General features: G+C 68.0%; 30 protein-coding genes. 21 read left to right on the top strand and 9 right to left on the bottom strand.

The features are described from left to right. The first annotated feature begins 393 nt into the window (after nucleotides 1–393). From H7694_RS17585 to H7694_RS17520, 14 genes are all read left to right on the top strand, one after another. Nucleotides 394–1,278, top strand: coding sequence for a hypothetical protein (locus H7694_RS17585; RefSeq protein ID WP_193599357.1), 885 nt, complete (start codon nucleotides 394–396; stop codon nucleotides 1,276–1,278). 241 nt (nucleotides 1,279–1,519) lie between these two features. Next, nucleotides 1,520–2,530, top strand: coding sequence for a DUF4192 family protein (locus H7694_RS17580; protein ID WP_193599356.1), 1,011 nt, complete (start codon nucleotides 1,520–1,522; stop codon nucleotides 2,528–2,530). 134 nt (nucleotides 2,531–2,664) lie between these two features. Then, the gene (locus tag H7694_RS17575) at nucleotides 2,665–3,243 is read left to right on the top strand and encodes a hypothetical protein (protein ID WP_193599355.1); all 579 of its coding nucleotides are present in this window, start codon (nucleotides 2,665–2,667) and stop codon (nucleotides 3,241–3,243) included. 105 nt (nucleotides 3,244–3,348) lie between these two features. Then, entirely contained in the window at nucleotides 3,349–3,732 is a 384-nt protein-coding gene (locus H7694_RS17570; RefSeq protein WP_193599354.1) for a hypothetical protein, read from the top strand. 159 nt (nucleotides 3,733–3,891) lie between these two features. Next, complete coding sequence (locus H7694_RS17565) at nucleotides 3,892–4,290, top strand: hypothetical protein (protein ID WP_193599353.1); 399 nt, start codon at nucleotides 3,892–3,894, stop codon at nucleotides 4,288–4,290. A 145-nt stretch (nucleotides 4,291–4,435) separates the two neighbouring features. Beyond that, nucleotides 4,436–4,834: a hypothetical protein gene (locus tag H7694_RS17560; RefSeq protein WP_193599352.1), complete on the top strand. Its 399-nt coding sequence runs from the start codon at nucleotides 4,436–4,438 to the stop codon at nucleotides 4,832–4,834. 122 nt (nucleotides 4,835–4,956) lie between these two features. Next, the gene (locus H7694_RS17555; RefSeq protein WP_005052845.1) at nucleotides 4,957–5,229 is read left to right on the top strand and encodes a hypothetical protein; all 273 of its coding nucleotides are present in this window, start codon (nucleotides 4,957–4,959) and stop codon (nucleotides 5,227–5,229) included. Between the two features lie 164 nt (nucleotides 5,230–5,393). Further along, complete coding sequence (locus H7694_RS17550) at nucleotides 5,394–5,606, top strand: hypothetical protein (RefSeq protein WP_005052853.1); 213 nt, start codon at nucleotides 5,394–5,396, stop codon at nucleotides 5,604–5,606. 119 nt (nucleotides 5,607–5,725) lie between these two features. Then, complete coding sequence (locus H7694_RS17545) at nucleotides 5,726–5,914, top strand: hypothetical protein (protein WP_005052851.1); 189 nt, start codon at nucleotides 5,726–5,728, stop codon at nucleotides 5,912–5,914. A 134-nt stretch (nucleotides 5,915–6,048) separates the two neighbouring features. Then, on the top strand, nucleotides 6,049–6,594 hold the full coding sequence (locus tag H7694_RS17540; protein WP_005050853.1) for a hypothetical protein: 546 nt from the start codon (nucleotides 6,049–6,051) through the stop codon (nucleotides 6,592–6,594). Nucleotides 6,595–6,707: 113 nt separating this feature from the next. Beyond that, nucleotides 6,708–7,151 (top strand): hypothetical protein, encoded by a 444-nt coding sequence (locus tag H7694_RS17535; protein ID WP_005050851.1) that lies wholly within the window; start codon nucleotides 6,708–6,710, stop codon nucleotides 7,149–7,151. After that, on the top strand, nucleotides 7,148–7,726 hold the full coding sequence (locus H7694_RS17530) for a hypothetical protein (protein WP_005050849.1): 579 nt from the start codon (nucleotides 7,148–7,150) through the stop codon (nucleotides 7,724–7,726). The genes H7694_RS17535 and H7694_RS17530 overlap by 4 nt, the downstream gene beginning before the upstream one ends. Nucleotides 7,727–7,851: 125 nt before the next feature. Beyond that, complete coding sequence (locus tag H7694_RS17525; protein WP_005050846.1) at nucleotides 7,852–8,136, top strand: hypothetical protein; 285 nt, start codon at nucleotides 7,852–7,854, stop codon at nucleotides 8,134–8,136. Beyond that, nucleotides 8,133–8,477: a hypothetical protein gene (locus tag H7694_RS17520; protein WP_005050845.1), complete on the top strand. Its 345-nt coding sequence runs from the start codon at nucleotides 8,133–8,135 to the stop codon at nucleotides 8,475–8,477. The genes H7694_RS17525 and H7694_RS17520 overlap by 4 nt, the downstream gene beginning before the upstream one ends. Nucleotides 8,478–8,522: 45 nt before the next feature. Here H7694_RS17520 and H7694_RS17515 read toward each other — a convergent pair whose 3' ends face one another. Further along, a complete protein-coding gene (locus tag H7694_RS17515; protein ID WP_264674922.1) occupies nucleotides 8,523–8,984 on the bottom strand; it encodes a DUF1643 domain-containing protein in 462 nt (153 codons plus the stop codon). A gap of 162 nt (nucleotides 8,985–9,146) precedes the next feature. Between H7694_RS17515 and H7694_RS17510 the strand changes: the two genes are divergently transcribed. The 5 genes from H7694_RS17510 to H7694_RS17490 all read left to right on the top strand — a co-directional run bounded on the left by H7694_RS17510 (nucleotide 9,147) and on the right by H7694_RS17490 (nucleotide 11,676). Further along, nucleotides 9,147–9,578, top strand: coding sequence for a DUF6573 family protein (locus tag H7694_RS17510; protein ID WP_005050841.1), 432 nt, complete (start codon nucleotides 9,147–9,149; stop codon nucleotides 9,576–9,578). Nucleotides 9,579–9,700: 122 nt separating this feature from the next. After that, entirely contained in the window at nucleotides 9,701–10,075 is a 375-nt protein-coding gene (locus H7694_RS17505) for a hypothetical protein (RefSeq protein WP_005050838.1), read from the top strand. A gap of 56 nt (nucleotides 10,076–10,131) precedes the next feature. Then, nucleotides 10,132–10,551 (top strand): hypothetical protein, encoded by a 420-nt coding sequence (locus tag H7694_RS17500; RefSeq protein WP_005050836.1) that lies wholly within the window; start codon nucleotides 10,132–10,134, stop codon nucleotides 10,549–10,551. A gap of 123 nt (nucleotides 10,552–10,674) precedes the next feature. Next, nucleotides 10,675–11,190 carry a hypothetical protein gene (locus tag H7694_RS17495; protein ID WP_005050834.1) on the top strand — a complete coding sequence of 172 codons (516 nt, stop codon included), beginning with the start codon at nucleotides 10,675–10,677 and terminating at the stop codon, nucleotides 11,188–11,190. Between the two features lie 120 nt (nucleotides 11,191–11,310). After that, complete coding sequence (locus tag H7694_RS17490; protein ID WP_005050832.1) at nucleotides 11,311–11,676, top strand: hypothetical protein; 366 nt, start codon at nucleotides 11,311–11,313, stop codon at nucleotides 11,674–11,676. A 36-nt stretch (nucleotides 11,677–11,712) separates the two neighbouring features. On the opposite strand, the gene H7694_RS17485 is transcribed toward H7694_RS17490, so the two are convergent. Continuing rightward, entirely contained in the window at nucleotides 11,713–12,297 is a 585-nt protein-coding gene (locus H7694_RS17485) for a hypothetical protein (RefSeq protein ID WP_005050830.1), read from the bottom strand. Between the two features lie 73 nt (nucleotides 12,298–12,370). Further along, a complete protein-coding gene (locus tag H7694_RS17480; protein WP_005050828.1) occupies nucleotides 12,371–12,877 on the bottom strand; it encodes a hypothetical protein in 507 nt (168 codons plus the stop codon). 101 nt (nucleotides 12,878–12,978) lie between these two features. On the opposite strand from H7694_RS17480, the gene H7694_RS17475 reads away from it, so the two are divergent. Further along, entirely contained in the window at nucleotides 12,979–13,443 is a 465-nt protein-coding gene (locus tag H7694_RS17475) for a hypothetical protein (RefSeq protein ID WP_193599350.1), read from the top strand. 7 nt (nucleotides 13,444–13,450) lie between these two features. Then, the gene (locus H7694_RS17470; protein ID WP_193599349.1) at nucleotides 13,451–13,801 is read left to right on the top strand and encodes a hypothetical protein; all 351 of its coding nucleotides are present in this window, start codon (nucleotides 13,451–13,453) and stop codon (nucleotides 13,799–13,801) included. A 736-nt stretch (nucleotides 13,802–14,537) separates the two neighbouring features. Here H7694_RS17470 and H7694_RS17465 read toward each other — a convergent pair. From H7694_RS17465 to ald, 6 genes are all read right to left on the bottom strand, one after another. Continuing rightward, entirely contained in the window at nucleotides 14,538–14,804 is a 267-nt protein-coding gene (locus H7694_RS17465; protein WP_193599348.1) for a metal-sensitive transcriptional regulator, read from the bottom strand. Continuing rightward, on the bottom strand, nucleotides 14,801–15,103 hold the full coding sequence (locus H7694_RS17460; RefSeq protein ID WP_193599347.1) for a DUF2892 domain-containing protein: 303 nt from the start codon (nucleotides 15,101–15,103) through the stop codon (nucleotides 14,801–14,803). Before H7694_RS17460 ends, H7694_RS17465 begins: the two co-directional genes overlap by 4 nt. Beyond that, on the bottom strand, nucleotides 15,096–16,784 hold the full coding sequence (locus H7694_RS17455; protein WP_193599346.1) for an FAD-dependent oxidoreductase: 1,689 nt from the start codon (nucleotides 16,782–16,784) through the stop codon (nucleotides 15,096–15,098). The genes H7694_RS17460 and H7694_RS17455 overlap by 8 nt, the downstream gene beginning before the upstream one ends. Then, the gene (gene trxA, locus H7694_RS17450) at nucleotides 16,781–17,155 is read right to left on the bottom strand and encodes a thioredoxin (protein WP_193599345.1); all 375 of its coding nucleotides are present in this window, start codon (nucleotides 17,153–17,155) and stop codon (nucleotides 16,781–16,783) included. Before trxA ends, H7694_RS17455 begins: the two co-directional genes overlap by 4 nt. Nucleotides 17,156–17,387: 232 nt before the next feature. Then, a complete protein-coding gene (locus H7694_RS17445) occupies nucleotides 17,388–17,915 on the bottom strand; it encodes an HtaA domain-containing protein (protein WP_193599344.1) in 528 nt (175 codons plus the stop codon). A 54-nt stretch (nucleotides 17,916–17,969) separates the two neighbouring features. Further along, entirely contained in the window at nucleotides 17,970–19,088 is a 1,119-nt protein-coding gene (gene ald, locus H7694_RS17440; RefSeq protein WP_193599343.1) for an alanine dehydrogenase, read from the bottom strand. Nucleotides 19,089–19,114 lie beyond the last annotated feature (26 nt).

The following is a 19,114-nucleotide window of genomic DNA, read 5'->3' as shown; positions in this document are numbered from 1 at the left end:
GACGAGCGGGAAAGGTGGCCCTTCAGCCAAGGTGCATCGACACCACCAGCATACGAGAAGGCTTGGACATCAGCGGGCGCCCGGCAGGCCGGGCGCTGCGCGCGGGTCGGGCCCGCTGCGCGGCCCCTCCGGTGGGTGCGGTGTGCGTGCCTCTGGCTGGCGGTTTCGGGGTGGCCGGGTGGCTGTGGTGCGGGGAGCGTGCCGGGTGCCTCTGTGGGGCGCTGACGGCCTCCTGGCGGGTCCGCCGGCGAAGCCGGCTCATCCCCTCTCCCCCGGTGCGGGTGGCTGGCTCGGGTGGGTCGGTCGCGGTGGGGTCGGCGCTGCGCGCCTCGATGTCGGACCCTCCCCCTAGCCTGTAAATGTCACATTCACTAACAACCCTGGGAGGACACCATGGGGCATTACATCACCGTCTCTGTCGGCATCGAGGATGCTGAGGGGGTCGCGGGCCGTCTGCTCGATGAGGCTGTGGAGCGTCATCTGGAAGGCAACATCAGCGATCTCTCCTACGGCCCGGTGACGGGTGCGGGATGGGCGTTGGACGGCAACACCAAGTACGAGCCGGAGGGCGTGGAGGACTTCGCCGAGGCAGTCTCGGGCCGGTTCCCCGGCGTGGTCGTGGGCGTTCGGATCGAGTGGGATACGCGGGACGCCGACGAGGCTGGTTCGATCGAGTACTCCTACATCGGCGGGCAACGCTGCAACGACCGTGAGAGCGGCCTGGTGCCCGACGATCTCACCGAGTCGATCGCGCGGCTGCGGGCTGCGCTGGACGGGTCGGGCGATCTCGCGGCTGCCGCGCGGTGGCTGGCGGACGGGCTGGACGGCACACGGGTTCCGGTGCCCACCGAGCCCGCCGATCCTCGCCGGGTGCAGACCGTCACCGTGACCGATGAGTGGGGCCACGACTACAGCGACCTGTTCGCCGAGGCGTTCGACTACAGCGAGGTCACCGAGCGTCACGGCGACGAGCTGCTCACCGACACCGGGTGGCACGATGACCGCCGGGTCGCGTGCGAGGCCGACATCAGCCCCATCGTGCACCGCTGGATCGAGCACGCCGAGGCCGCGACGAGCGCGGTCTACTCCGCGGAGTGGATGGGCGGATGGGACGCCTACGTGATCCCGTTCTGGAACGGCGAGCGCGTCGGGTTCCTCTCCATCCACGGCAACGACGATGGCAACGGGTCGATCCCGTTCGACCAGATCATCGACGCGCTGAGCCTCGACTTCACCGTGGCGTGGAGCGACGGCACGACGGACGGCGACGGCGAATGACCGGCACCCCGATCCCAGCGGTCTGCCGGGTGTGCGGCACCCCGCACATGGACGAGATCGCCTGTCCGAACATCCACACCGAGTGCCTGGACTGCTGCGGCTGCTCGGGCCACTGACACCCCCTCTCGGAGCGCCCTCGCCACCTACCGGCGGGGGCGCTCTGGCATGCTCCGACCAATGTCGGAGGCCTCCCGTAGCCTGTAAATGTCACATTCACTAGCCAACGTTCCGGGAGGACATCATGGCCACCACACCGACCACCATCAAGGCGGGCACCCCGCGCGACTTCCTCGGCCTCGTGCCCGCGCTGCTCGGCTTCACCCCGCAGGACTCGCTCGTGCTCGTGCCGTTCGAGGCTGCGCGCACGATCGGGGCGATGCGACTCGACCTCGACGCGGATGCCGCGACGCTCGTGCACACCGGCCTCGGCCTGGTGTGCCGGGTGCCTCGCGTGACCGGCGTAATCGCCGTGATCTACGCCGCCGGGGATGCCGACAGCACCCGCGATCTCGGCCAGCAGATCGCCGATGTCGCCGACCGGCAGGGGCTGCACCTGGTGGACGTGCTCTACGTCGCCAACGACGGCTACGGCAGCCACCTGACCAGCGAAGCACCGCGACCGGTCGCCGAGATCGCGACCCCGGACGCGCTGCGCGAGAAGGTCGCAGCATCGCAGACCGCCGGGGCGAGCATCCCCGACGCCGACCCGGCGCGTGCCGCACGGATCGCGTTCGCGGCCGCGCGGATGGACGACGACGCCCTCGCGGACTTCGTCACCGTCGCGGAGGACGCCCTGACCGGCGACCCCGCCGACCTCGACAGCCGACAGGCCGCGATCCTGCTCACAGGCATCGGCATCCCGCTGTGGCGCGACGTGGCCCTCATTCAGTGGGCCACCGACCGCGACACCGGCACCCGCGCGCTGGCCGCACAGATCGGCCACTCGATCATGGGCGCGCCGATCCCCGAGGACATCGCCCGCATCCTGATCGGGCAGGGCGACCGGCCCGACGCCGACCGGCTCACGGCAGGCCTCGCGCTCGTGCGCGACCTTGCCGCCTACGCCGACGACCAGGAGCGCCCCAACCTGCTCGCCGCCGCCGCGTGGCTGTCCTGGGCGCTGGGCCGCTCCACTCACGCCGCCGTCTACGCCGACCGCGCGCTCGCGATCGACCCCGACCACGGCATGAGCCAGATCGTCGCCACCCTCTGCGCGACCGGCACCCTGCCCGACTGGGCGTTCACCCGCTGAGCGCCACCGAGTGCCCGCCGGTCACCCCGGCGGGCACTCCCCTGTGACGCACTCGCGATGTCCCCTCGCAATGTCGGAGGCCTCGCGTAGCCTGTGAATGTCACATTCACTAGCAATCGTTCCGGGAGGACACCATGACCGAGACCATCAACAACGTCCACGACATCCGCGCAGCCGTCGAGCGGGCGATCCGCTTCCACGCGCCGCTGCGCGCCGAGTTCGACGAGGGCTGGACGACCATCGAGCCGGACGAACTGCGCCAGGCGTGGGACGACTACAGCCTCAGCGACCCGTTCACCCTTGACCCCACGATGCCCAACCTGCTCGCCCGCATCGACGCCGACCACCCCGACGACGACCCCCAGGTGTGGGTGCCCCTCGGCGGGCAGGGCGACCCCGACTACCTCGATGCCGTCGTGGTCACCGAGCGCACCGTCACCAAGTACACCGCACACGACGGCCAGATCGAGCAGCCCTACTCACTCCCCGAGGGCGACCCCCACGGCCTCACACAGAGCGGATGGCGGGCCGCGGCGAGCGCAGCGCGCTACGCGATCATCGGCCTCAACTCCGACGCCAGCAACCCCGAGTACCTGCGCGGCCAGATCGAGGCGTACCTGACCGCGTTCGGGCACTTCGAGCCGGGGCGTGACGCCGACTCCAAGCGTGAGCGCGTCACCGCTGAGATCACCGCGGCGATCGCCTCCCAGTGACCCGCGCCGGGGCGGGCGCACTCACCGCGCCGCCCCGGCCAATGTCGGAGGCCACCCGTAGCCTGTGAATGTCACATTCACCGTCGAGAGTCCAAGGAGGACGCCATGACCGACACCACCACCCTCATCACCCGCACCCCCGGCGACACGTTCCGCTTCCGCGGCACCGAGTACGTGCTGATCGACTTCGCCCGCACCAAGGCGAAGATCGCAGCCCTCACCGAACCCGGCAAGGTCTACACCCTCGCCCGCACCGCCACCGTCGAGCCGACCGGCCACAGCGACGACGCGCTCGCCGCGGCACTGCAAGCCAACGCGGCCGCACTGCCGAGCCTGATCCCCGGAACCCGCGTGCGCATCGTCGCCAACCCTCGCACCACCCGCGACGGGCTGGCCGGAGTCGAGACGCTCATCGTCCGCACCAACCCCAAGTCGTACACGCTCGCCAACGGCTGGCGCGTCAGCCCCGGACTGGTCGAAGCCGTCTGACCCCTCGCCGCCGCCGGGTGCACACCTACCCCGGCGGCGGCGAGCACCACCCCACCCCGAGGGGAGCCGGCTACACGCCCCTCCCCTCGGCAGGAGCACCTCGAGTTCTAATCCCCGCCCGCGCTCGCCGCAGGCCTTCACCGTTCCCAGGAGGACACCATGACCACCACCGACACCGCGGCCGCGGCCGCTCCCCGCATCCCTGCCGACGACCTGATCGACCGGCTGTGGAGCGTCATTCACGAGATCGAAGCAGCCGACTTCCCCGCGCTGCGCATCGTCGAGCTCGACGAGCCGACCGACTACGGCGAGCGCGTCGTGCTGTGGTGCCCGCGCTGCGATCAGCACGTCAACGTCGAGGACGGCTACCTGCGCGCGATCGACGTGGACGTGCGCTACAACAACGTCGGCCAGATCAACACCACCGAGCGCACCGTGCCGCAGTACGAGGCCGACCCCGACCCCGGCGACGTGCTCGTGTACCTGCACCAGACCGACGAGCACGGCGAGCACGGCGTCCGTCTCCCCGAGGGCTGGGAAGGCACCTGGAAGGCGTAGCCACACCCCACGACGTGAGCGCCCTACGCCTCGGCTGGGGCGCTCACGCACCACGCACCCCACGACCGACACCCCGCGGCGATGTCCGACCCCCGCCCTAGACTGTGAACGTCACATTCACTACCAACCGATCCGGGAGGACACCATGACCACCTACATCACCTTCGGCCCCGACCACGCCGACCTGCACCCGCACGTCGGCACCGGCCTGAACCGCGGCTACGTCGCGATCAGCACCGGCGACCGCGGCCGCGACATCGCCGCGGCGTTCGCGATCCTCGGCGAGCAGTGGGCCTTCGACTACCAGGACGCCGCGGCGCTGGATGCCCGCTACCCGGACGGCGAGATCGCCCGCCTCACCCTCATCGACGAGACGGCACAGAAGGAGATCGCCGGTCTGATCGAGGACACCTTCGCCGCCGCCGAGGGCGACAGCAACGACACCGAGATCGAGGCGCTACAGGCCGCACGCGACCGCCTCGCGGCGCTGATCGACTACACCCCCGCCCACGAACGGGACTGGACGCCGCTCGACGCGGCCTGACCCCACGCGGTGCCCCGCCGGACGACCGGCAGGGCACCGTCGCGTGCGCTCGCCGCCGATGTCCGATCCCCTCTCTAGACTGTGAATGTCACATTCACTAGCCAGCGTTCCGGGAGGACATCATGGCCACCACCACTACCGACTGCGACCACGCCAACATCGAATGGCTCTCCGGCGTCCCCGGCGTCGTCGTCACCCTCAACGGCGACGTCGCCGCCCGGTGCCTGGACTGCGGCGCGACCGCGACCATGGACACCGACGACGAGGACGCACCCGCCGAGCCGCTCGCCCACCAGTGGCAGAGCGGCCGCTTCACCGGGACGACGACCTGCCAGGCGTGCGGACTGTTGCCGCTCGACCAGGACGACATCGACACCGAGTGCCCCGGCGCATAGCCAGCCCCTCGTGTGGTGCCTCGCGGCGACGGTCGCGGGGCACCGCCCTGCGATGTCTGCGAACCCCCGAAACCGAGGCCTATACCCGTGGGCAGCTCCAATGTCGGAGGCCACCCGTAGGCTGTGAATGTCACATTCACTAGCCAACGATCCGGGAGGACACCATGGCAAACCGCACTCGATTCATCACCATCGACACCCGCCAGTACACCGAGGCGGAGGGCGAGATCGCCAGCAACCGCGCTCGCCAGCAGCGCGACGACGACCTGAACGCCTACGGCGCACAGGGCTACACGCTCCTGTCCACCGTCACCATCCCCCTCCACAACGGACTGCGGATCATCGACACCCTCGCCCGCACCGACGAGGACTACTGACCCACCGACAGCGCCCCGCCGGGATCTACCGGCGGGGCGCTGTCGCGCTCGCCGCAATGTCCGACCCCCGCCCTAGACTGTGAACATCACATTCACTACCTGACACCCAGGAGGACACCATGACCAGCGAGAGCGGATCGCCCGCAGGATCACAGCCGAAGCCCATCCCCGTGAGCCTGGCCGCAGCCGAATGGGGCGCGATCGCGGGCGTGATCGCGGCCTACGGCGAGTCACACAAGGACGGCGCGATGATCCTCGCCGCCGAAGAGATCAAGACTCAGGTCACCAACGCCCTCTCCCCCCAGTAGGCGACGAGCACGACCCCTCCCGCAGCGCCCCGCCGGAACTGACCGGCGGGGCGCTGCCGCGCTCGCCGCAGTGTCCGACCCCACCCGTAAGCTGTGAACGTCACATTCACTAGCCAACGATCCGGGAGGACACCATGGCAACCGCACCCCTCACCTTCGGCGACCGACTCACCGCGGCCGGACTGACCTGGGAGGTCTCCGACGCCCGCAGTCACGAGCCCGGCCCCACACTCGGCGAGCCGCGCGCCGACCTCTGCCCGATCGACCCCGACAGCGGCGAGCGCATCAGCAACGTGCGCATCGGCCGCGCCGAGCGTCCCTACGTCCGCGTGAACATCCGGGCTGGCCGCAGCGGAGACCTCGAGCTGTACCCCAGCAGCGGGTACGGCACCCCGCTCACCGATCGGCAGCGCGCGATCATCCTGGCCGACCTCGCCGGCTACCGCTTCGAGCTGCCCCCACTCACCGTCCCGGAGATCATCGAGCGGATCACCCACGACATCAGCACCCGCTCGGCGCACAAGGCATCCGAGGCTCTGCACTACAGCACCCGCACCGCCCTCCGAGACGCGCTCGCGACCCTCCCCGCGGGCGAGAGCAGCACCTATCGTGCCGCCGTCATCGACGCGGCGTGCGCGGCGTTCCGCGAGCGCATGGCGCGGGATGTCGGGCAGATGTAGCCCGCCCGGACATCGGCGAGCGCCCCACGTTCGCGGCGAGCGCGCGCCGATGTCCGACCCCCTCCCTAGGCTGTGAACGTCACATTCACTAGCCAACGATCCGGGAGGACACCATGGCAACCAAACCGATCAGCGAGATCGTCGCCGAGACGATCGCGCTCAACTACGAGGACATCGACGGGCTCACCCAAGCGCTCGGCCAGGGCGACGTGGACGCCGACGCGATCCGCGCGCTCGCGACCGGCGCCGCCGAGCGGGCCGTCGCCGACCACGCAGGCGAGGCCGCAGGCATCGACGTGCACGGGTACGTGTCCCTCATCGACGGCGCGGCCGTCGCGCAGATCGACACCACCGAGAGCACCGGCCGCATCCGGGTGTTCCTCAACGACGGCACGATCTACGACGGCAACCCCGAACACGACGACGCCCCCCGCCAGGTGTACACGCTCCGCGATCTCGACGGCACCGACGATGCCGCCGACTGGATCACGACCGGGCATGTTCTCGACGCCCAAGAGGTCGACTGGCTGCGCTCCCTGCGGGTGGTGGCACCGTGACCGCGGCGAGCGCGACCCGGCGCAACCCGATCGTCGAGGCGTTCCGCGACTGGGCATGCCTTGAGACGTTCCCGCTCACCGCGTGGGCCTGCGATGAGTGGGTGCACTCGATCGACCGCGGCGACCACGACGCGCTCAGCAGCCGCGATGAGATCGCCCGCGCTCGCCGCGTGCTCGACCGGCTGGGCACGGCGCTGGACGCGATCGAGGCCGAGCGGCCGGACGACCCGGAGGCGGTCATCCACACTCGCAGCTTCGATCCGGCCGCGCGGACGATCACCGAGACGTGGAGGCTGTTCGACACGGAGTACGCCGCCCCGTGGGGCGGGCCCGGCTTCGTGGCCTTCCAGGTCATCACCGGCTACGCCGACCGCGCCTACCAGGGCACGGCCCGCCGCATCCTCACCGGCAGCACCCCGCACCAGGCTCCCGAGCGAGACGTGCACCCGCAGCGCATCCAGCCGCTCCCCACGCGCCGGTACGCGGCGAGCGCGCTGCACATCGCCCACGACGGCATCGCGGCACGGTTCGACCTGCCGTGGGCGCTCTACTGGGCGCGCGGCATCCGCCGCTGACGCTCTAATCGGTGCCCCGCCGGGATCATCCGGCGGGGCACCGTCGCGCTCGCCGCGGCCAATGTCTGACCCCCTCCCTAGGCTGTAAATGTCACATTCACTAGCCAACGATCCTGGAGGACACCATGGCAAACCCCACCACGCAGCTCGAGCTCACGATGAGCCGCGAGCTGCACGCGAACACCGAGACCGACACCATGCAGCGCTCGCGGTTCCGCACGGACACGCTCATCGCGGCCTGGTACGACGACGAGCCGAGCGAGCCGGACCAGGCGATCCGGGACGTGCTCACGGATCTCGTGCACTTGGCCGACGCGCGCGGCGTCGACCTTCACCACGCGCTCGACCGGGCCGTGTGGATGGCCGACGAGGAACGAGCCGACTGGGGACTGGGGAAGGTGCAGCGATGAGCAGCGGAACGATCCCCGACCTCGCCGTCGTCGCGGCCGCGGCCGACATGATCGGCAGGTGGCATGACGACGTGTTCAGCTCGATCAACATGACCGAGGGCCGCATCCTCGCCGACCTGTTCGACGAGCTGGGGCACACCGGCACCGCTGACCACATCATCCGCGAGACCTGGCTGGCCGAGAGCGACGGTGACCGCGACCCGCTCCCCTGGGCGAACGGCCACGGCTCCCGGCTCAGCGAGGACGAGTACGTGGCCCGCAGCGACGACCTCGCCCACAACGAGGCCCGCGAGCGGTTCCACTTCGACCCCCGCCTGGAATGGTCGGAGGACGAGGAATAGCCGCACGGTGCCCCGCCGGGATCAATCGGCGGGGCACCGTCACGTCTAGGCCAGATAGCTCGCCACGTCGAAGCTCTGCAACGGCCAGGCGTAGCGGGCGCGTGACGGATGCCGGGGGTGCCCGCTCTTGAGCAGATCGCCGATCGACACCCAGTCACAGCCGGAGGCATCCGTCACCGAGGCGATGCCCTCAAGCATCTGCGGGAGGTAAGGGCGGGATCGGATCAGCTCGCCCCACGCGGCGACGATCGTGAGCTGGCGTCCGCCGATGAGATCGGCGATGTGTCGCTCGTTATCGGCTTGCAGCTGGGGGTCGTGCACCAGGTGCATGCCCTTGGGGTCGATGGATCTCTGCGGGTAGAGGTTCAGCATCACCCAGCTGTCGAACCCGTTTCGGGCCGCGAACCCCATGACCTTGCTGACGGTGCGATCCGGGTCTCCCGGCGCCGCGGTGCTGGGGTTCACACCGACGCACACGAGAGGGTTTACGCCCACCGTCCCCAGCACGAAGCGCGCAGAGTTGTCCGCCGTGCGCTCGTAGATCCACGTCTCAGTCTATGCACGCCGCCGTCTCCCCATCGTCCTGCGCTCACCCGCCGGGCCCAATGTCTGACCCCTCACTTAGAGTGTAAGCGTCACATTCACTAGCAAGCGATCCGGGAGGACACCATGACCGAGCAGAGCGAAAACCCGTTCAAGGGCGCAGAAATCATCGCCGTCTACACCGCAGAGGAGGCCGTCGCAGACGGGCTGCTGCTGCACTTCAACCCCGCCACCGCCCTCGAGGCCGGATACCGGCTCACGGTACTGCTCACCCGCGCCGCCTACGAGGCCGCGGTGCAGTGGACCCGCGAGGGCGACTGGCAGAGCGAGGACGCCCGATTCTGGGACGTGCTCAACGTCATCCGCCCCACCGCCCGCCAGGTCGCCGGCGATCTCGTCCCGCGCGAGACCTACGTGCTGCGCGTGCCGAACGCCACCCGCTCCGGCAACCCGAGCACCGCCACCACCGCCAGCCGCCAGCGACTCCGCGTGAGCATCGAGGGGTACAACCTCACCGGCCAGGCGTGCATCATCATCGCCCTCCCCGGCGAAGACTGACCCCCACCAGCGCCCCGCCGGGATCTACCGGCGGGGCGCTGCCGCGCTCGCCGCAGCAATGTCGGAGGCCTCCCGTAGCCTGTGAATGTCACATTCACCGCCTACGTTCCAAGGAGGACACCATGGCACCCACACCACTCACCGTCGACGAGATCTCGCGGACGATCCTCGAGCGGATGACCAGCAACCACGGCGGCTCGCTCATCGAGGCAATCGACGACGGCGCGTTCGTCGTCGACGACCAGGCCGTCGCCTACTGGGTCGGCCAGGCCGTCGAACTGGCCCGCCAGGGCATCGACGACGACACCGAGACCGACGCCCCGCCGGTCGGATACTCCTGCGCCGAGTGCGGCGTCCAGGACGCCCGCAACTACGTCGTCACGATCTTGGACCACGAGGACATCCGCCACACCCGCACAGAGGTCTGCATCCCCTGCGCCGTGACGGTCTCGGCCGAGTCCGTCGACAGGATCATCGCCGGGCTGCTCACCCGCTGACACCACCGGGGGCGGGCACCGCGCCCGCCCCCGACCCTCTGACGAAAGGACCAGCCATGACCACCGCACTCACTCCCTACGACACCGGCCAGCGCGCCGAACCGGCGACCTGGACGCCGAGCAACTCCCACCTGTACTCGATGCCCGTCGACGACCGAGCACGCATCCTCGCCCACCACGGCGACGACTTCGGCAAGGTCGACTTCGACAACGCCGAAGGACAGGCGATCGCCACCGTGTGGGCGACCCCGACCGGCGACGGATGGACGCTGCACATCACCGAGCACGGAGCACCCCTCGCGCTCGCCGCAGACACCGCCCGCCTGCGCGAGCTGACCGGCGCCGCACAGGCGGCGATCGAGGAGGCCGAGCGCTCCACAGAGGCCGATACCATGGATGCCGTCTTCGAGGCCCGTGACGGGGCTGTGGACGCCCTCAGAGCACTCCTCGCGGCACTCACACCACCCGCCAGCTGAACCTCCCCCAGTGCCCCGCCGGGATCTACCGGCGGGGCACTGCCGCGCTCGCCGCAGCAATGTCGGAGGCCCCCCGTAGCCTGTGAATGTCACATTCACCGCCTACGTTCCAAGGAGGACACCATGGCAACCACCACCAACATCGAGTTCGCTCAGGGCCAGCTCGACATGCCCGCCCCGGTCACCGAGCGGCGCGGCGCCTACGTCGGGGAGATGGCCCGCACGCAGGCCGATCTCGTCGCCGCCCAGGCGCAGGCCGCGGATCTCGCGCTGACCGTCGAACGGCAGCAGCGCGAGATCGACAGGCTGCGACTGCCGATCACCGACGCCGCCGACGACCGGCTCGCGGCGATCTGGGAGAAGGGTGAGCAGATCGCCAACGATGAGGGCTTCTGCTCCGAGTACGACCGGCTCGTGGAAGCGATCGGCGGCACCCCGCGCGAGCGCGACTTCCGGGTGACCCTCTCCGTCACACTGACCCAGCGCGTTACCGTCTCGGTCACCGCCCGCACGTCGGACGAAGCGGAAGACCTCGCGATCGAGGCGTACACCGTCGAAGACGTGATCGAGTCGCTCCGATCCGACAACTACGTCGCCGACTCGATCGACGCGGAAGTCACCGACTGGGAGCGCGAGTAACCCAACCCGGCGGGGCGGGCACACCGCCCGCCCCGCCCCTCGCGGCGCTCGCCGCTGCCAATGTCGGAGGCCCCCCGTAGCCTATGAATGTCACATTCACTAGCAATCCGGGAGGATGCCATGACCACCAACCGCACCGTACACGCCGTCTGGTTTCAGTCCGTCGACCCCGAGGAGGCCTGCATCGGCGGATGCCAGTGGCACCCCGACAACGCGCAGATCGACCGGTTCATCGAGTCGGAGCGCGCCTGGCGCAACGAGGTTGACTTCGAGTACCTGCGCAAGACCCTCACCCTGCCCGATACGATCCTGCCCGGCCTGGCCGTCGACCAGCTGACCGAGGCGCAGCGCGCCGACGTCACCGACTGGGTCGACTCGCTCACGGGTGAGGTCGCATGGGATCGCCGCGTCGTGCTGCTGGGCAGCACTCACCCCGGCGGCGAGCGGCGCCGGATCGACGCTGAGCTGGCAGCCGCACGAGGCTGACACCGCCGCGCTGGGCCCCGTCGACGAACGCGGGGCTCAGCCCAGCCCGTCCAGTTTGTCCAGACGGGTCGCGATGTCCTCTGCCCAAATGTTCTTCGACGGCCAGGATCGCACCAACGCCTCGGTCGCCTCCGGGAGGGTGTAGTCCCGACCTCCGGGATATTCGCCACGTCCGCCATCGGCGTGAGCGCTCAGAATGTTGCCGTCACGGTCAAGCCACACGACAGGCCAATAGTCGACTTGAGTGTCGTCTTCCGAGTCGACGTCGAAGTGGACTGAGTAGTCTCCCTCCCTTCCGACGCAAATGGCACTCGGCGTGACGGCATAGCTCATCTGTCTTGGGGTATTCCAGGGGAACGCCTTGGGGAATGTCTCGAGCAGCGCAGAGTACATCTCGTGGGTGGGCAGCGGGCGGGCGATAATGGCCCTCACCTGATCCATGAGCGCCCGCGCGTCATCGACCGTAGGCCCCTCCACGGACACCGCTAACCCGCGCTTCATGCCCGACGCGATCTCGGTCTCGAAGTATGGGCCGGGATAGCTGCGCCCCTCGAAGGGTCGCTCGTCATAGAAGCGCTCAAACGCGCCAAGCTCCACGTCCTCAAACCTGTCTGCCCTCATGGCCGAGAGCGTACACAGGCCCGCGGTAGCAACCTAGATCCCCGGCGAAACCCCTCTCATCAACCGCCTGCCCTCATCGCTTCCGGTTCGCGAACGGCCAGCGACCGAACACGTCAGCGAACGCGGCGCGGTAGCGAACCTCCACGTCCTCCGCGGACTCCTCCGGCGTCGTCACCCACGCAACGAGCAGCTCGTCTTGATCGGCCAGCTGCCAGATCGAACGCCCGCCCTGGTGGCTGGCACCCTTCCGCGCGAACTGCCCCAGCCGCTTGCGCAGCCCGCCCACTTTCGCCTCTGCCTTGCCGATGTACAGCACCGGCGTCCCCGACACCCACCGAGCCGCGAGGTCATCCAAAGGGTAGGCGGATCCCGCCCGCGCTCGCGTCAGCTCGAGCAGCTCCGGCGACGTCGCCGCCGGACGCAGCACCACGTAGATCCCCGCCTCAGTCGGCACCCTCGCGGCCGCAAGATCCGCGAATCGAACGAACCCCACGAACCCGACCGCCTCGAGCGAGGCCCGATCCCACACGGCCGGCATCCGCAGCCCACCCGCCTCGCCGTCGCGATGGGTCGTCTTCATCGACGCATCGTCTCACGGCACCACAGGCGATGTCCCGGCTCCGGGCAACAGACCCCTCGGCTATGGTCTGAGCTACAGACGCCTGATGAGGAGACTCGTTCATGCCCAACGTAGACAGCAGCGGCCGCGACAGTTTCGGGCGGCGTGTAGAGACAGGGCTGGCAGCTGAACTCTTCAAGCAGCTCAAGCCGCTGCTTCTCGAAAGTGACATCGACCTCGACAGCGGCAAGGCCTACACAATCGACGAGATCAACGATGGCCTACAGGTGGCGATCCAACGTCACAACTTCATCATGGCGGTGCCTACAGGTGAGGCTCGAAAAGAGGCGTTCCGCGCGATACGGCTCGCTGCAGAGTACTTGTGGGAGGCCGACTACGAAGACTTCTCCGACTTCCTCACCGGGATGACCCCCGACGAAGAACCAACCCCCGCGCAGATCGCGGGTCGAGGGTCCGGAAAGGCTGGAAGCACCAATCCGGCAAACCCCACGATGGCGACTATCGCTGGACTCGCGTCAGCATTCGACATGACAGTCTCGGAGCTATTCGCAGCGCTCGACATGTGAGGCGTCCATGCCACTGCGGTGCACCGCGCATGGCATGGGCGTGGCGAATTACTGGACTCCTACCGCGATCCTCCTGCTTCGACCGGATAATGCTCTGACTGCGGACGAGCGCGCCTCGGTCGAGACGTACCTCGCGTTCATCGACGAGATGGACGGGATCGGACGATCCACACCGCTGGGGCGCTGGTGCGCGGCCGCATGGCGCATCGAGCGGCCAGCTCGTGCCTTGGGCCGCATCGCCGGTCCGGGTGAAGGAGCGACTCAGAAGGACCTCGACTGGATTGAAGAGCAGAGGTGTGAGGAGCTGAACTCCTTCCAGCGCGCCCGCCTCGAGGCGATCCCGGGATGGACATGCTGACGTGATCTGACGGGTGCGAGCGATGCCGATGTTCTCAGCAGCGCCGGGGCGTTGTGGCGCGACGGACGTCTGCCGGGCTACGGACTCGTCGTGTGATCTGCGCCCACGAATATGGCAGGTCATCACCCGTCGTGGCGCTTCTCGGTTCCTTACACGTGAGGAGTGCGCGCGGGAGTCGTCGATCCCCGGGCGTCTGACCTTTCACAACGTGACGCGTTCAAAGCCATCCCGGGGCGAACCTGGTGATGTCCAAGCCTTCTCGTATGCTGGTGGTGTCGATGCACCTTGGCTGAAGGGCCACCTTTCCCGCTCGTCGACTGGGATCGGCGGGGGTTCGCGACCTTGCCATCGACTTGGCAGAGCTTGGTTTCAAGAAATTCTTCGTGATGCCGCCCGAAACCCGTCGAATGTGCCGCAGGGTATGGGGCGTAAGAGAGTCGCGGAGAGCACATCCCCGGTCGAAGCAAGCCTGTGAGCTGTCGAGCGGCCGCGACCGTAGCAGGAGGCGTCGTCCTCGCGCCGGGGCCAGTGCTCAACCCCTGACAACTCCACAGAGACAACACCACCGTGAACATCGGACTCCTCCGATCCCACACCGCATCGGTCCGGACCGACGAATCAGGATCGGTTAGGCGAGTCCGGTCTCGTCGAGGTCGACCGTAGTTCGGGATCTGAACAGCTTCCAGCGCGGAAGACGAACTCCAGTAGGCGGGCGAACCTCAATCAGTCAGGAGGTTTAGGCCAGCGTGAGAAACAACTTCTCGAGTTCCTCAGCGGTGGGACCGTCGGATCCTTCGGGGGCGGAAAGGCACTCCTCCAGCGCTGTTGCAACGACGACGAATCCCGCCCGGTTGAGGGCGTGGGTGACGGCAGCCAGTTGCGTGACGATGTCGCGGCACGGTGCCTCGTCTTCGACGGCGGCGATCACGGCGTCGAGCTGCCCGCGCGCGCGCCGCAGTCGGTTCAGTACGCGCCGCTGCGCGGCTTCACTATCGAGGGTCATGGCTGCTGCTCCTTCGTGCGAATGCGAGTTGCGATGTCGGCGATGTCGCGTGCATCGGTCAGTGAGAGTGATTCAGTGGGGCTGCCGTCGCGTTCCGATTTCGGTCGCATCAGCGATGCCGGACACCAGCCGGTCACCGTCATGAATGCAACCGCCCCCGAAGCCAGCGTTGCGAAGACGCCGACGACCGGGTCGGTGGGCATCGTGGTCCACCCCACTGACGCAAGGATCAACGCGACGACCCCGCGAAGGACGCGTTCGGTCGGACTTGGCGAGCACGAGATGTGCGAGCTAGCCATGCACGAGCTCCGGGATCGCCAGAATGCTGTCGGTTCGTTCGCCGAGAAGCGCACGCAGTGTCGTCATTCCGCCAGACAACGAGGCGGAGTCGAATCCGTGCTGTACCAGGATCCGGTGAGCGATGGCGGAGCGGACGCCTGAGGCGCACATCACCCGGACCGGACGCCCGTCCGCTGCAGCGCGCACCTCGTCGAGTCGTTCCCGCAACTGCGTATGAGGGATATGGAGAGCCCCGGGAACCATACCCGTCGCGACTTCTTCGTCTGTTCGAACGTCGAGGATCAGTGATGTGGAGCGCACCTCGCCGAGGTCGCGCGCATTCCACAGCTTGAGCACGCCGTCCATGACGTTCGCACCGAGCATGCCTGCCAGGTTCACGGGATCCTTCGCTTGGCCGTAGGGCGGGGCGTAGGCGAGATCAAGGTCAATGAGATCGGCCACGACCATCCCGTTTCTAATGGCGGTGGCAAGGACGTCGATCCTCTTATCAACGCCGTCCAGACCCGTCGCTTGCGCACCAAGAATCAAACCGTCGTCCAGTCGGACGTGGATGCTGAGGTGGACTGGTGTAGCCCCTGGAAAGTATCCTGCATGCTGATTGGGCTGCAGGTGAAGGGTCTCGAACGCGACTCCCGCCTGCTCGAGCGCTTTCCGATTCGCGCCGGTGGTCGCCGCGGTCAGCTCCCCGACGCGGATGATGGCAGTGCCGAGCGGCGCAGGTATCGCGCGAGCCTGTTCGGGGCGCAGGATGTGGTCGGCGACAAGTCTGCCGGCCCGGTTCGCCGGTCCCGCCAGCGCGACGGGGCGACGCGCGCCCGTGATCGGATCCGTGCTCGCCGTAGCGTCTCCGACTGCCCACACACCGGGGAGTGAGGTGCGTCCGCGGTCGTCGGTGATGATGGCGGAGCGGTCGCAGGCCACGCCCGCGGCTTCGAAGACGGCGGTGTCGGGGCGAACGCCCGCCGCGAGAACGATGAGGTCCGCGACGACGCTTGTGCCGTCCGACAACTGAACGGTGTCGCTGATGGCGCCGGGCACGATCCGTCCGGCCTCGACATCGGTGCGCACATCGACACCCAGGCGGCGCAGCTCCTGGGTGACGGACCACGCGTGTTCCTCATCGAATGGCGCCAGGACGTGAGGTGCAAGACCGACGATTGTCGTGGTGAGACCGCTGAGGGAGAGGGCTTCGGCGGCCTCCACACCGATGAACCCAGCGCCGAGGACGACAGCATGCCGAGCCCCCGACTCGACGCGGTCTCGAAGGGCCCGTGCGTCCTCGACTGTACGTAGAGTCCTCACTCGCGAGCTGTTCAAGCCGTCGATGGGAGGACGTACCGCGGAGGCGCCGGGTGAGAGCACGAGGGCGTCGTACGAGATCCGCTCCTCACCTGCTTCCGTCTGGACGGTGACCTCGTGCGCGTCTGCATCGAGGCCTACGACTTCGTGGCGGGTACGAACGTCGAGGTTGAGGCTCGCGCGTAGCCGTTCGGGCGTCTGTACGAGAAGGGCGTCCGGGTCGGTGATCTCGCCGCCCACGAAGTAAGGCAGGCCGCAGTTAGCGAATGAGACATGCTCACCGCGTTCGAGGACGATGATCTCGGCTGTCTCGTCAAGTCGACGTGCGCGGGCGGCGAAGCTCATCCCGCCGGCGACACCGCCGACGACGACGATCCTCACCGCGAGTCACTTTCTTCACGCTCTGCGATCTTCGCCCGTACGTCGTCCATGTCAAGGTCCTGTACCGCGTCGAGAACTTGGTCGAGCCCAGAGGCGGGCAGGGCACCGGGCTGGCTGAAAACGAGGATCCCGTCACGGAACGCCATCAGCGTCGGGATCGATGTGATCTGGAATCCGGCGGCGAGCTCGCGCTGCGCCTCCGTATCGACCTTGCCGAACACGACGTCCGGGCGTGCTTCTGACGCCGCCTCGAAGATGGGGCCGAACATGCGACACGGGCCGCACCATTCCGCCCAGAAATCCAGCAACACGACGCCGCCGGCGTCGATGGTCTTCTCGAGGTTGTCCTTGGTGATCTCCACAGTTGCCATGCTCCTAGCATATACCCCCGGGGTATACGGGGTGGTCGCAGGTCACGCTCGAAAGTGCTTCTCAGCCGCGTCCCGGTGACGGGCCGAACCGAACCTCTCACGGATGAGAGCCATCGGATGAGCCGACTGAGCCAGGAGGGGGAGCGCAGCCTCCCCCTCCCTTTCACTCAGCGGTGCAGGTTGCACCTCTAGGTCCCAAGCCGACAGATCGAGGATCATCGGCGCGGGAAGATCAAACGTCTGCGGCGGTGAGCGTGCCCGCAGGGGACGTCGTGTCCCTCGCGAGGGGAATGCGAATAGTCATCGGAGCCATGACCTCATGCAGCGCGTACGTTCCCGCGAACAGCTCGGAGCCGGCGGCGGTCAACGTCACAGGTGCGTCCAACCACATGAGGACGTCGTCGTCATGGGTCTGCGGGGGCAGGTTCATTTCGCACAGCTCGTCCCGTCCGCCCTCGACGCCATTGATGAGTGTCGCCGTGGTTCGCGTAACGCGGATGATTGGGGATTCGAGGGTGACGGCGAGCAGTCCGCGGTGAGCGAGGAACCGGACTTCTCCGCCGAACTGAAGGTCCAAGCCCTCTGTTGTCCGAGTCACCGATGTCAGTGGGAAGTAGAACTGGCCGTCGCTGGTGACGGACGCGCCGTCGCCCCAGTGGATAGCGCCGTCCGGCATGCTGCGGATGTACCGGAGAAAGGAGTCCTTGACACTCCAAGCGAAACCCAGGTCGGCGCGGGTGTCGAAACGCGGTGTGTTCATGACTACCTCCTTCGTTAGTGTTGCGGGGGCTCGGTGCCCCCGCAACAACAGGGATCAGGCCGCGAGGACCCGTTCGACGGCGGCGCTTTCGATTCCGAGAGCTTCGCCAACGGCCGCGTTCGTGAGCACGCCCTCATGAGTGCTGAGTCCGCGAGCCAGCGACGCATCGGCGGCCAGCGCCGCCCGCCATCCCTTATCGGCAATGGCCAGCGCGTAGGGCAGGGTCGCGTTCGTCAGAGAAATCGTCGACGTACGGGGCACAGCGCCCGGCATGTTCGCCACGCAGTAGTAGATAGCGTCGTGAACAGGGAAGGTGGGATCATCGTGAGTCGTAGGGCGGGAGCCTTCGAAGCATCCGCCCTGGTCGATAGCGATGTCCACGAGGACGGATCCGGGGCGCATGCGCGCCACCATCTCGTCGGTGACGAGCTTGGGAGCGCTGGCCCCGGGAATGAGGACGGAGCCGATGACGAGGTCCGCATCCTCCACCGCAGCGGCGATGGTGTACGGGCTTGAGCGCAGGGTGGTGACACGGCCGTCAAAGCGTGCTTCGAGCGCGCGCAGACGGGGGAGGTTTACATCGAGCAGCGTAACCTCCGCTCCGAGCCCCAGCGCCATCGTGGCCGCGTGTTCGCCTGCGACGCCACCGCCGATGATAACGACCTTGCCTTTCGGTGCGCCCGGGACGCCGCCGAGGAGAAGCCCGCGTCCGCCCTGCGACCGCATCAGCTGGTTCGCGCCCACCTGGGTGGAGAGCCTGCCCGCGACCTCCGACATCGGTGAAAGCAACGGAAGGCTGCGGTCCGGAAGCTGCACCGTCTCGTAGGCGATGGCGGTCGTGCCGCTGTCGAGCAGGGCCTGCGTCAGCGGGGCATCCGCGGCGAGGTGCAGGTACGTGAAAAGGACCTGGTCCTTGCGCATGAGGGAGTACTCGCTGCTGACAGGCTCCTTGACCTTCAAGATCATGTCGGCTGCTGCCCAGACCGATTCCGCGTCAGGAAGGAGCTCGGCGCAGGCGTCGGCATACTCGTCGTCCGAGAATGCGCTGCCGACACCAGCCCCAGCCTGGACGAGCACGCGATGCCCGTGCGCGGCAAGTTCGGCGACACCGGCAGGTGTCGCTGCGACACGGTTCTCATTGTTCTTCACTTCCGTGGGAACACCGATGATCATGTGATTCTGCTTTCTCTTGCGGATGA

Origin of the sequence: Microbacterium sp. YJN-G (assembly GCF_015040615.1) — a bacterium.
GTDB lineage: Bacteria > Actinomycetota > Actinomycetes > Actinomycetales > Microbacteriaceae > Microbacterium.
This window is presented reverse-complemented; position numbering and strand designations above follow the sequence as displayed.